The sequence below is a fragment of the Herbaspirillum rubrisubalbicans genome (assembly GCF_003719195.1).
GTDB lineage: Bacteria > Pseudomonadota > Gammaproteobacteria > Burkholderiales > Burkholderiaceae_D > Herbaspirillum > Herbaspirillum rubrisubalbicans.
Map to the genome: position 1 here is coordinate 5,532,501 of NZ_CP024996.1, position 12,666 is coordinate 5,545,166.

General features: G+C 61.8%; 12 protein-coding genes. 4 read left to right on the forward strand and 8 right to left on the reverse strand.

Annotated features, from left to right (window positions below):
• Positions 1-401: 401 nt before the first annotated feature.
• The 5 genes from RC54_RS24585 to RC54_RS24605 form a co-directional block, all read right to left on the reverse strand.
• On the reverse strand, positions 402-731 hold the full coding sequence (locus tag RC54_RS24585) for a BON domain-containing protein (RefSeq protein WP_061790042.1): 330 nt from the start codon (positions 729-731) through the stop codon (positions 402-404).
• A gap of 233 nt (positions 732-964) precedes the next feature.
• Complete coding sequence (locus RC54_RS24590; protein ID WP_058897381.1) at positions 965-2,347, reverse strand: sigma 54-interacting transcriptional regulator; 1,383 nt, start codon at positions 2,345-2,347, stop codon at positions 965-967.
• 58 nt (positions 2,348-2,405) lie between these two features.
• Entirely contained in the window at positions 2,406-2,906 is a 501-nt protein-coding gene (locus RC54_RS24595; protein WP_058897382.1) for a hypothetical protein, read from the reverse strand.
• Positions 2,896-4,383 (reverse strand): HAMP domain-containing sensor histidine kinase, encoded by a 1,488-nt coding sequence (locus RC54_RS24600; RefSeq protein ID WP_058897383.1) that lies wholly within the window; start codon positions 4,381-4,383, stop codon positions 2,896-2,898. Before RC54_RS24600 ends, RC54_RS24595 begins: the two co-directional genes overlap by 11 nt.
• Positions 4,384-4,579: 196 nt before the next feature.
• Entirely contained in the window at positions 4,580-5,824 is a 1,245-nt protein-coding gene (locus RC54_RS24605) for an ArgE/DapE family deacylase (RefSeq protein WP_058897384.1), read from the reverse strand.
• A gap of 229 nt (positions 5,825-6,053) precedes the next feature.
• Between RC54_RS24605 and RC54_RS24610 the strand changes: the two genes are divergently transcribed.
• Positions 6,054-7,481 carry an MFS transporter gene (locus RC54_RS24610; protein ID WP_061790041.1) on the forward strand — a complete coding sequence of 476 codons (1,428 nt, stop codon included), beginning with the start codon at positions 6,054-6,056 and terminating at the stop codon, positions 7,479-7,481.
• A gap of 330 nt (positions 7,482-7,811) precedes the next feature.
• On the forward strand, positions 7,812-9,032 hold the full coding sequence (locus tag RC54_RS24615) for a cyclic di-GMP phosphodiesterase (RefSeq protein WP_061790040.1): 1,221 nt from the start codon (positions 7,812-7,814) through the stop codon (positions 9,030-9,032).
• A gap of 95 nt (positions 9,033-9,127) precedes the next feature.
• Here RC54_RS24615 and RC54_RS24620 read toward each other — a convergent pair whose 3' ends face one another.
• A complete protein-coding gene (locus RC54_RS24620) occupies positions 9,128-9,553 on the reverse strand; it encodes a BLUF domain-containing protein (RefSeq protein ID WP_061790039.1) in 426 nt (141 codons plus the stop codon).
• A 2-nt stretch (positions 9,554-9,555) separates the two neighbouring features.
• Positions 9,556-10,299, reverse strand: a complete 744-nt coding sequence (folE, locus tag RC54_RS24625) for a GTP cyclohydrolase I (protein ID WP_058897388.1) — start codon at positions 10,297-10,299, stop codon at positions 9,556-9,558.
• A gap of 324 nt (positions 10,300-10,623) precedes the next feature.
• On the opposite strand from folE, the gene RC54_RS24630 reads away from it, so the two are divergent.
• On the forward strand, positions 10,624-11,289 hold the full coding sequence (locus RC54_RS24630) for a flagellar basal body L-ring protein FlgH (protein ID WP_044529170.1): 666 nt from the start codon (positions 10,624-10,626) through the stop codon (positions 11,287-11,289).
• Positions 11,290-11,387: 98 nt separating this feature from the next.
• On the opposite strand, the gene RC54_RS24635 is transcribed toward RC54_RS24630, so the two are convergent.
• Complete coding sequence (locus tag RC54_RS24635) at positions 11,388-11,963, reverse strand: hypothetical protein (protein WP_058897389.1); 576 nt, start codon at positions 11,961-11,963, stop codon at positions 11,388-11,390.
• Between the two features lie 222 nt (positions 11,964-12,185).
• On the opposite strand from RC54_RS24635, the gene RC54_RS24640 reads away from it, so the two are divergent.
• Positions 12,186-12,629, forward strand: coding sequence for a hypothetical protein (locus RC54_RS24640; protein WP_061790038.1), 444 nt, complete (start codon positions 12,186-12,188; stop codon positions 12,627-12,629).
• The last annotated feature ends 37 nt before the right edge of the window (positions 12,630-12,666 follow it).

Sequence of the window (12,666 nt, forward strand, 5' to 3'; positions counted from 1 at the left end):
ACGAGATTATGTAGCAGTTTGTTTATCGCGTCAACTACTTTTTTGCGATTCGTTTTAAATTTTTTCGTCTCGCTTAACTGATCGCTTCGACTACTTCCATTTAAAACGCCCTACAAACCACTTCACACCTCTTTGCTTCGCCCACCTCCGTCGCTCTGTCTTTCAACTTCGCTTCGTGTGTCGCGTCAGCAGGGGGCGAACTATAGCAACCCTCCCCACACCGCGCAAGCCCTTTTTCAAAAATAATTGAAAATAATTTAGAACGATAGCCACAGCACTCCTCTTCAATCTCTCGCAAAGCCTTGGCAGACAAGACTTTCATCGGATCCAGGGAAACTGCAAAAACAAAAAGAAACCGGGCCATCCCTAACGGGATAGCCCGGTTTCTTTTCCAGGCAGGCTTATCCAGCCCTTACCGTCAGCTCACTTTTCACATCGCGCACCCCCTCGACCCCGGCCACCAGCTGCAATGCGTGCTGACCCAGTTCCGTGGTGGGCACCGATCCCTTCAAGGTGACCACGCCATCCTTGGTAGTGACCTTGATCTTCATGGCCGAGACTTGCTTGTCCTCCAGCAGCGCCGCCTTGACCTTGGCGGTGATGACCGAGTCATCTATATAAGCGCCCGCCTTCTGTGCGCTTGGCGCGTCGGCGGCCTGCACGGTCGGGACGGTGGCGGCGATCAAGAAGCTGGCGGCCAGCAGGTGGGCAACGAATGGGGTCTTCTTCATGGTGTTCTCCTTGGCAATGGATGATCTGGACAATGCTCCGAACGCTGCTTATATGAAGAGCAATTCTTGCCCGGTTATTGGCAAGGCGCGTGCCAGCCAGAAAAATCCACAATAAAATCAATGGTTTATTAAATATCGGTGTAATAATCCTTCACCTGATCAGCTAAAAAACTGACCATTTCCGTCGGTTTGCCACGACGCTGCTGCCTCTACCTTCCTGCAAACCCTTGATTTCAAACGATTCCACTCTGTCGCTCCAGCGCGACGGGCTCTTCCCCGCCCCGGAAACGCCTCGGGTCCAGCCCGTTCTTCTGTAGCAGCCGGTAGAACTCGGTGCGGTTGCGATCAGCCAGCCGGGCCGCGTCCGACACATTGCCGTCGGTCAACTTCAGCAGCCGCACCAGGTAATCACGCTCGAACTTCTGCTTGGCTTCCGCATAACGCAGCAGGTCCAGCGTCGGTACCCGCAGCGCACGCTGGACCAGGGACGCCGGGATCAGCGGCGCGGTCGACAAAGCGCACACCTGTTCCACCACGTTATAGAGCTGGCGCACATTGCCGGGCCAGTGCGCCAGACTCAACACCTCCAGCGCATCCGGTGCAAACCCGGTCAGGCGCTTGGGATACTTGGCGGCGATGGTCTTGAGGAAGTGATTGGCCAGCAAGGCGATATCCTCGCGCCGCTCCTCCAGCGAAGGCAGATTGAGCGCCACCACATTGAGCCGGTAATACAGATCCTGGCGGAATTGGCCCTGCATCATGGCAATCTCCAGGTCACGATGGGTGGCCGAGATCACCCTGACGTTGACCTCCCCCGACTCATTGGCGCCGACCTGGCGCACGGTCTTCTCCTGCAGCACGCGCAAGAGCTTGACCTGCAAGGCCGGCGGCATGTCGCCGATCTCATCGAGGAACAGCGTGCCACCATCGGCCGCCTGGAACAGGCCTTCGCGATGTTCGACAGCCCCGGTGAAAGCACCCTTGACGTGGCCGAACAGCTCGGACTCCAGCAACTGCTCGGGAATGGCGCCGCAATTGACGGCAATGAAGGGCTTGTCGGCCCGCGGGCTGGCGCGATGGATGGCACGCGCCAGCAACTCCTTGCCGGTGCCGCTCTCGCCACGGATGAGCAGGCTGGCGTCGGATGCCGCCACCAGGCGCGCCTCGGCCAGCAATTCGTCGATACGCTGGCTGCGGCTGATGATGTCGGCGCGCCAGGCGGCATCGGGCGCCTCCTGGGCCGGGGCGGACAGGCTCAGGGCCTGGGCCACCTTGTCCAGCAGCACGTGGCCATCGAAGGGCTTGGTCAGGTAGGCAAAAGCGCCCTGAGTGGTGGCATCGACTGCATCGGGGATGGTGCCGTGGGCGGTCAGAAGGATCACCGGCAAGGCCGGATAGCGGCTGCGGATCTCGGCAAAGAGCGCCAGGCCATCCATGCCCGGCAGGCGCACATCGGTGATCACCAGCGCCGGCAGCGAGATGGCCAACTGCGCCAGTGCGGCTTCGGCGCTTTCCACGGCCAGGATGCGGTAACCGCTGGCGTTCAGGCGCAGGGTCAGCAGGCGCAGCAGGTCGGGATCATCATCGACCAGCAGCAGGGGGGTAGTCTTTCCCATCAGGACTCCAGTTCCGGTAAAGGGAACGGCCCCGATGGGCAGGCAGGATGACCTCAGGTCATTTGCCGCTGGCCGGCAGGGTCCGTTCGATGTTCTTGAGCGCTTCGAGCTTGTCGTTGAGCTGATCCACCTTGCGCTGCGCTTCCTTCAGTTGCACCGAAGACTTCTCGGCACTGTCGGCAACGCGGCGCAGGTCGGAATAATGACCAACCAGCAACTGCACCAGCGGCTTGAGTTTCTCCGCTTCGACGCTGCGATCGGCCATGACGTTCCATAGCTGCGCTTCGGCCTTGGCCAGATCGATGGCATCGCGGGTCAGCGACAGGGCCATGGCGCGGCGTATATTGGTGGCCGGGCCTGCTGGATAGGTATTGATCCGCTGCAACTCACGCCCCAGCTCGGCCGGGGTCATCTTGCGCAACTGGGCGTTGTAGGCCAGCAGTTCATCCACGTTACTGCTGGCCTGGATCAATTGCACGGTGGAAGTCGGCGCCGGCGCTTGCGCCGCGCAGGCAGCCAGCAGCACCGTGCAGGCCAGGATCAGGAGCTTATTTTTCATCAGGCAACTCGATTCGGAAATGCGCCCCGCCTTCGCGCGGGACCAGATAGACCTTGCCGCTATGGGCCAGTACGTACTCGCGCACCACCGACAGTCCGATGCCATTGCCACGGCGCGCGCCCGTGGGCTGGTGCAAGCCCTGGTAGAAGGGTTCGAAGATGCGCGCGGCGTCAGTGGGCGCCACGCCGGGCCCCTGATCGATGCACTCGACCCGCACCACGCCCGGCCCTTCGGCCAGCAGGAAGCGGATGCAGCCACCCTCGGGGCTGAAACGCACGGCGTTCGAGAGCAGGTTGGACAACACGATGGCCATCTTCTCGGGATCCACCACCACGGTGCGGGCCGCGCCCTCGATTTCCACCGTCAGCGTGCGCGCCAGCCATTGCAGGCGCTGGTCGTCGATCACCTTGTGCAGCAGCGCGCGCAGATCCACCGGCACCGGATGGATGCGCTGGGCATCGAAGGAGACTTCGTTATAGCGCAGCAAATCCTCGATCTGGGTCTGCAACGATTGCGTATTCTGGCGCAGGATGCGGGCGATCTCGCGCTGATTGTCGTTGAGCTGACCGGCCACGCCATCGTCGAGCAGGGCCGCGCCTTCACACAAGGCGGCCAGCGGCGTTTTCAATTCATGGGAAACATGACGCAGGAAGCGCGACTTCTCGGCCTCCAGGTCGGCCAGGCGCTGGCGCAGCCAATCCAGTTGCTGGCCCAGGCGACGGATATCAGCCGGGCCGCGCACCTCGATGGGCTGGTCGAAACGATTGTCGCCCAGGCGCCCGATGGCCTGTTCCAGCCGCGCCATCGGACGCGACAGCCACAAGCCGAAGCAGAACGCCAGCAACACCGCCAGCACGATGGCCCCCAGCACCTGGGCAGTCAGCAACTGGCGCTGCTGGTCCAGCGCGGCAGACAGGGCATTGTTGCGACGATCCACCTCGCGCCGGCTCTCCAGGGCAATGCGCTCATTCAAGGCAGGCAGACGGGCGAAGTCCTGGAACAGCTTGGCCTGTTCACCCTTGTCCTTGCGCGACTCGGCCTCCAGCACACTGGCCGCCTCATCCCCATACAAACTCCACTGACTGAACAGCTCGCGCGGCGCCATCGGCAGCGAATCGGACAACTCCCCCAGCGCCTGGCGTGCCTGCTCGCGCGCCTCGTTGAAGCGGGCATGGAAGGCCGGATCGTCCAGCACCAGGTACTGGCGCGCGCTGCGCTCCATGGCCACGGTACGCTCGGCCAGGCGTTGCGCCGATTCGGTGAGCTGCACCGCCTGGCGCGCAGTCTCGCGACTGTTGCTCGACATGCGGTCCAGCGTGAACAGGGCATGGATGGAGGTGCCGCTCAAGAGTGCGGCAATGAGCAGGAAGGCGGCCAGCAGCAACTGCCGGAACGACAAGCCGAGATAACCGGGCTTGCGTATCGACGGCAAGTGCGGCGAATGGGGCGGATGAGTGTGCTCGATGGCGTTGGACATGCGATTGATCTCGGTCCCTCAAGACTGGCTTCATTATCCGGACTGGCCGCACAGCGCCATCCGGCCCGTGACATGCCAACAGGAAACGTCGGCCTCCATGTCGCGGGCACACATTGTAATCATTTGTCGCGCCGTCTGCGATGCAACATCGTTTCCAACAAGAAACAATGTTGCATCCAGCCTGGATGCAGCAGACTCAGTGCTGCGGTCCCAGGAAGTCCAGCAGCATCAGCGCCACCACCTTGGTGGCCTTCTTCAGGTCATCCAGGGTCAGGTTTTCATCGGCCTGCTTGGCATTGGATTCCATGAGGGTGCGTGGACCGGCGCCGAACAGCACCACCGGAATCCCTTGTTCGCCATACAGACGGGCATCGGTATAGAGCGCCGAGCCCTGGGTGGTGAGCGTCTCGCCCATGACCTGCTGGGCATTGCGCAGCAGGCTTTGCACCAGCTTCTCATGGCCCGGCAGCGGACGCAGTGCTCGCGCCAGCAGCAGGCGGCGGATCTCCACCCGAATGCCCGGCCATCCTGCGACCGCATCCTCGATCAACTTGCGCACACCAGCCTCGACCTGCGCCGGATCTTCCTCGGGAATCATGCGGCGGTCCATCTTCAGCACCACCTTGCCCGGCACCACATTGGTATTGGTGCCGCCATCGATGCGGCCGACGATCATGGTCGGGTGGCTGATGCCATCAATGGCCGAACGGATTTCCTTCAAGCCCGGCAGCGCACCATAGATGGCGTTGAGGATGGCGTTGGCCGCCTGCAGCGCATCGTGGCCGGTCTCGGGCATGGACCCGTGGGTAGCGCGACCATGCACGGTCACCTCGAACTGCAGGCAGGCATTGTGGGCGGTGACCACGTTGTAGCTGAAACCGGCCGCCAGGACGTAATCCGGGCGCGTCAGCTTCTGTTCCAGCAGCCAGCCCGGACCGAGCAGGCCACCAAATTCCTCATCGTAGGTAAAGTGCAGCTCCACCGCCCCACGCAGCGGCGCGCCCAGGGCTTCCAGCGCGCGCGTGGCAAACAGGTAGCTGGCAAAGTCGCTCTTGGAGACCGCCGCCGCCCGCCCATAGATACGGCCATCGACCACCTCGCCGCCATACGGGTCATGGGTCCAGCCCTCCCCCGGCGGCACCACGTCACCGTGGGCGTTCAAGGCCAGGGTCGGACCGCCCTCGGCATAGGGACGCCGCACGATCAGGTTAGTAATGCTCTGCATCCCATAGTCCCGCACCTGCTCGGCCGGCACCGGATGCTTCTCGGCATTCCAGCCCCAGGACTGCACCAGCTCGGCCACTGCATCGGCGTGCGGGGCATTGTTGCCGGGGGGCGTATCGGTGGGGATGCGGATCAACTGCTGCAGAACATCGACCTCTTCCTCGAAATGCTCATCGATCCACGCGCACAGGCGCTCCGAGAACTGCTGTTTGGACATGCTGAGGACTCCGTGATCAAAAGGCACCGGCCACGCCGGCGCAAACCGCCATCATAGCGCAGCCGCTCGCCACCTGGCCGCTGCCAGCGCGCCGAGGCGTTCCCCGCTATCATGGTGCGGCTGCCCTGCCGGGTGGCGCAGTTTCCTTCACATTCACCACAACATGCGGCGGCCTGCCCATCTCTGCAGCAGGCCAGCACGCCTTGCTACGCCAGAACCCGACCCATCCATGTCCTCGCAGCCCTCTTCCTCCGGCGCTCCCGCCCCCCAACCCCACATTGTCATTGCCGGCGAAGGCCTGCCGCCCGAACGACGCGGCCGCGCGATCCTGGCGCTGGGCATCGCGGTGGGCCTGGCCACGCTCGACACCGCCATCGCCAACACCGCCCTGCCGGCCATGGCACTGGACCTCAAGACCACGCCAGCGGCTTCGGTATGGATCGTCACCGCTTACCAGCTGGCGATGATGGTCGCCCTGCTGCCCTTGGCGGCATTGGGCGAAATCGTCGGCTATCGCCGCATCTATATCTGGGGACTGGTGCTCTTCACGGCGGCCTCGCTGCTGTGTGCGGTGGCCTGGTCACTGCCCACGCTGGTCATCGCACGCTTCCTGCAGGGACTGGGCGGGGCCGGCATCATGAGCGTCAACACCGCGCTGATCCGCTTCATCTACCCGACCCGCTCACTGGGCCGCGGCGTGGGCTTGAATACCCTGATCGTGGCCATCGCCTTCACCGTCGGCCCCTCGGTGGCTTCCGGCATCCTGGCCATCGCGCCCTGGCCCTGGCTGTTCGCGGTCAACGTACCGCTGGGCGTGGCCGCCGTGATCCTGGCCCTGCCCTCCTTGCCACACACCAAACTGTCCAGCCACGCCTTCGACCTGCGCAGCGCGGTCCTCAATGCCGCCGCCTTTGGCCTGCTGATTCTGGCCATCGGCGAAGGCGCGCACCAGGCAGAACTCAAGGTGGTGGGACTGGAATTGGCCGCGGCCATCGTCTGCGGCCTGTTGCTGCTCAAGCGTGAACTGTCGCATCCGGCACCGATGCTGCCGGTAGACCTGTTCCGCCATCCCATGTTTACGCTCTCGGCCATTACCGCTGTATGTTCCTTTGCAGCACAAGGCTTGGCCTTCGTCTCGCTGCCCTTCTTCTTCCATCATGACCTCGGTCGCAGCCAGGTCGAGATCGGCCTGCTGATGACACCCTGGCCGGTGGCCGTGGCCATCATGGCGCCGATTGCCGGACGCCTGTCGGATCACTATCCGGTCGGCATCCTGGGTGGCGTCGGGCTGGCCATCCTGTGCGCCGGCCTGTTGTGGATGACCTTCATGCCGGCCGCCCCCAGCGTATGGGAAATCAGTTGGCGGATGCTGCTCTGTGGCATGGGCTTCGGCTTCTTCCAGTCACCCAATCTCAAGGCACTCATGACCAGTGCACCACCCCATCGCAGCGGTGGTGCCTCCGGCATCGTGGCCACCGCGCGCCTGCTGGGACAAAGCGTGGGCGCCGCCCTGGTGGCCTTGTGCTTCAATCTCTCAGAGACGCATGGATCGCGTCTGGCCCTCGGATTCGGTGCTGCATTTGCCGGGGTGGCGTGCATTGCCAGCTTCCTGCGTTTGCTAACCAGAAATCCTTATGCCCCGCCGCTGAAAAAATAAGTTTTCCTCACCATTGCTCACAGCCATCGCAGCACAAATTCTCAGGCGGTGGCTGCCTGCCCCAGCGATTTGTCAGTATTTCTCAGACAAATGCACCAAACATTTTCCCCTCATAAATATTAAGGAAAACATTCGTAAATTTCCTTTCCAATCAGGCCTCATTAGGCCTAAAGGAAAACGCATTCTGTTACGATAAAAAAGAGTCGGCCAGCTCATCAATGGCAGGCTCTCTGAAGTCAGAGACAACAATACGGGCGTCTATTTCATCAAGGAAATCGAACCGCTTTCAAGAAGTAAAGCAACCAGCGACAGGCAAGACCTGAATTCGATATGTTGAAATCCATCGCCTTAGAACAATTACGTTTGGGCATGTATGTCCATTCCATCCCCGGCGGATGGATCAAGCATCCTTTCTGGCGCAAGTCCTTCAAGATCGAAACCCTGGAAGACTTGCAGACCCTGCGGGAATGTCCCGTGGAAGAAGTCACCATCGACACCGCCAAGGGTCGTGATATCGCCCCCGAAAACCTGACGGAAGATGACGAAGAGCCCGCAGTCGAACTCAGCCTGGACCACCACGGTGCGCCCACCACGGTCGCAGTGCCCAAGCCGGCCACGCGCACCGAAACCACCATCGAACGCGAACGCGCGGCGCGCATCATTTCCGCCTCCAAGTCCACCGTGCTCAACATGTTTTCCGAAGCACGCATGGGCAAGGCGGTGGACGTCAAGGATGCTGCCGAACTGGTCACCGAAATCACCTCTTCCGTGGCGCGCAATGCCGATGCGCTTATCAGCCTGGCGCGCCTGAAGACCACCGACGACTACACCTATATGCACTCGGTGGCAGTGTGCGCGATGATGATCTCGCTGGCCAACCAGTTGGGCATGACGCCAGAACAGACCAAGCAGGCCGGCATGGCCGGGCTGCTGCATGACGTAGGCAAGATGGCCGTACCGCTGGAAATCCTCAACAAACCTGCCAAGCTGACCGAGGAAGAATTCGCCTCGGTGCGCGCCCACACCGTACACGGCCACGGCATCCTGCAGCAGATCGAAGGCATCGGCGAAGCCGCGCTGGACGTATCGCTGCACCATCACGAAAAGATCGATGGCAGCGGCTACCCCTTCAATCTCAAGGCCAATGCCATCTCGGTCATGGCCAAGATGGGCGCGGTATGCGACGTCTACGACGCCATCACCTCCAACCGTCCCTACAAGGCCGGTTGGGATCCGGCCCGCTCAATTCGCCACATGGCCGCCAGCGCCGGGCATTTCGATCCGGTCACCATGGAAGCCTTCGTCAAGGCCATCGGCATCTACCCGACCGGCTCCTGCGTGATCCTGCAATCGGGCCGCCTCGGTGTGGTGGTGGACCAGCGCCCGGATCATCTGCTCACGCCCCGCGTCAAGCTGTTCTACTCCACCACCAACCGTATGCCCCTCAAGCCGGAGATCATCGACCTGACCCACGCCAGCGACCGCATCGTGGCCTACGCCGATCCTGCCAAATGGGGCATCCGCAGCCTGCCCAGCATCGACCTGCTCTGATTGCTCTGATCATTCCGAAGGCATAAAAAAAACGGCGCCATCTTGGGCGCCGTCTTCATCTGCACCGGTCGCAATACCGGTCTTGGAAGAATACTTCAGTCCCGCTGGGCAAAGGCTGCCGTCGAGGCCAGCTCATTCAACAATGCCACGGTGGAGCAGCTCGAAACTTCATATGGATTGAGTTCGCCCGTGACCGAGTACTTCAGCAACAGCGAACGGTTGATCTTGTCCAGGCGGATCTTGCCCATGGTCCACGAGGAATACAGGCGTTCGTCGATCGATTCATAGGCCAGCAGGATCACGTCCTGGTGGCGCTCATCGCGCAGCAAGCGGCCATAGAGGCGGTTGACCTGATCACGCCCACCTTCGAGCACCTGCACGAAGATGGTATCGCTGTAGCACAGCACACCGGTGATGCCCTGCTGCGGATTGCGCTGGCGCGAGGCGGCCAGAATGGCCTCGATGCTGTCATGGGTGATGGCCTGGCGGGCACGGCTTGCATAGATCAGACGAACCAGCATGATTAACCTCGTTGACGGTGGGAAATCAGCGCCAGGAATTCGCGGCGCAGGTTGGCGTCACGCAGGAAGGAGCCGCGCATGACGCTGTTGATCATCTTCGAATCCATGTCCTTCACGCCGCGCCAGTGCATACAGAAGTGGTCGGCTTCCATGACGATGGCCAGGCCGTCCGGCTGCAGTTTCTGCATCAGCAGGTCGGCCGCCTGGGAGACTGCTTCTTCCTGGATCTGCGGACGGCTCATCACCCATTCCAGCAGGCGGGCATACTTGGACAAGCCGATCAGGTTGGAATGTTCATTGGGCATCACCCCCACCCACACCTTGCCCATGATCGGGCACAGGTGGTGCGAGCAAGCGCTGCGTACCGTGATGGGGCCGACAATCATCAGCTCATTCAGGCGTTCAATGTTGGGGAACTCGGTCACCGGCGGGGCGGCCTGGTAGCGACCCTTGAAGACTTCGTTCAAATACATCTTGGCCACGCGCTTGGCGGTGTCCTGGGTATTGTGGTCGCTCTCGACGTCGATCACCAGGCTCTCCAGCACAGCCGCCAGCTTGGACTGCACCTCGGCCTGCAATTGCGCCAGTTCGCCTTCCTCGATGAAGGCAGCGATATTGTCGTTGGCGTGGAAACGCACGCCGGCGGCCTTGATGCGCTGGCGGATGCGGGTCGACACCAACTGGTCGTGCACGCTAGGGGCAGCTGCCTCGGAAGCGTTCGCGGCCGGTTTGTTTTCTGTTGCCATGATGGATTGCGATCACGCCAGGCGAGACCGCGGAGTTGGGAGTGGCGTCATTATGCCCGGAAATGTGAGGACGCATCGGAGCCAAAGCCGCGTCAAGCCCGAGTCAAGGCCACCACAACACCCCGCCTGTGGTGGCCTATACATGGTCCTTGCTGTGGTTAAGAGGGGTTGATTATTGTTTGCCGCACTTTACACCGACCTAACCGCTGCTTACACGCCAAGCCAGCATCATCCCTGCACGCGCCGCCACGCGCATCTTGCGTCTTCTGGCGTGGACGGCTGTATCGGCCGGGCATCCAGCCCGGTTGCCATCGGGGGATCACCATGTCATTCCAGTATCGTCTTGCCAGCGTGGCTGCGCTGGCTGTTTTGCTCTCGGCCTGCTCCAGCCCGGCGCCGATGGTCACCGGCCCCACCAGCGTGCGCCCGGCCTACCAGGTCGCCAACGTGGAAAACAACGGCGCCATCTTCCGCGTCTCCAGCGCCCAGTTGTTCGAAGAACCGACCACCTACAACGTGGGCGACATCATCAAGATCGACATTTCCGAATCCATCAGCAGCAGCAACAAAGCCGCCACCAACAACAGCCGCGACAGTTCACTCACGCAAAAGGGTCCGGGCTCGGATGCTCCGCTGGGCGGCTTGTTCACGCAACTCTACAACGCCAACTATACGGCCACTGGCAACAATACCTTCAAGGGTTCCGGCGACAGCAGCAACAGCAATACCATGACCGGCACCCTGATGGTGTCCATCGTCGAAGTCCTGCCCAACCGCAACCTGGTGGTGGCGGGCGAAAAACGCATTGGCGTGAACGGCAACATCAATACACTGCGCTTCTCGGGCGTGGTGCGCACGCGTGATATCCGCGGCGGCATCGTGGCGTCTTCCAACGTGGCCGATGCGCGCCTGGAACAGGTGGGCGGCGGCTCCATTGCCGACGCCAGCAGCGACAACAATTTCTTCCGTCGGCTGCTGACCATCTGGTAAATCTGCCGATCCAGAAACGCCAACGGCAAGCAGATCGCTTGCCGTTTTTTTTTCGCATTTTCTTAAGGTTTTCTGTACTGATCTAGAGGATAGATGGTTCAAAAACCATTAGTCCCGCCGCGCACGCTGGCAGCCCCATTGTCGGCCACCACGGGGTTACCCGGGAACAGCGCATCGACCAGCGGCGCCAGCTTGTCACCCGCCGAAGCCCACTTGTCCTGGCCGAAGTTGCCCAGCCGGTACTGCGCCGTGCCCAGCACGCGCCCATCACGACGCAGAGTCAGGGCGGCATAGGTCAGATAGGGGGAATAGGCATCGGTGAAGACCTTGGTATCCCATTTGACATAGCCCACGTAACTCAGCGTCACCGGACAATCCAGCGACTGCGTGCCGGCGTCATAGACCCGGCTTTGCACACCGTGCTTCTGCAGCTCGCCCTGCAGGCCGGGGACGAAGTCGCTCAAGGCCACCGACCCATTCCACTCGATGCAGACATCGTGGATGGGATCCTTGCTGTAGACGATGGGATTCTGGACCGAACTGGGCGCCATCGCCCGCACGGTGGAGGCGGTCGATCCGACTAACCCCACCGCGTCGACCAGGGCATTGCCTGAGGTGACGACGCAGCCCGACAGCGATGACACCAGCAAGCTGGCAGTAATGATGGTGCGCATGATGCTCTCCCCGTGCGCAATCCGCCTGCTCTGCCCGCCTGGCGCGGGTGGCGCGGATTACAGGCTGCCCATCATAGCGGCGCGTATTGCCGCGCCAGGATCGTTTTACCTTCATTTACGCTGAACGTGCGCGCACTTAACAGCACCTCACCAGGCGCAAAGCGCAAGGACGCGCAGTGCTGGCACAATAGCCGCCTGTACCGTTGTTCCAAGGAGACTTCCATGCCCGCTCTGACCGTTCGCACCCTGCTGGCCACGCTGGCCCTGGGTGGCGTATTGCAGGCCGCCCAGGCCGACACCCTCAAGTCCGAAAGCGAAGTGCGCGCCCTGACCGACAAGGTCATGGCCCAGGCCGGCGCCGGCCACACCGATGATGCCTACGGCCTGCTGTCGCCCTATGCCCTGGTCGATATCCGTGCCTTCGAGACCGCCCGCACCCATGCCCGCAGCGCGCGCATGGCCATCGAGGCGCTGGTGGGCAATTCGGTCGGCTACGAATTCATCCGCTCGGAAAAAGTGGGCGACTCGCTCATCAAGCTGACCTACATCGAAAAGACCGAGCGCCAGGCCATCCCCTGGATGTTCATCTTCTACAAGGCGCCCACCGGTTGGGCGATGAGCACCTTCAGCAATGGCGCCGACGTGGATGCGCTGTTTGATCGCTGAATAGTCGCTGAATAGTCGCTGAGGTCAGTGCTCTGAT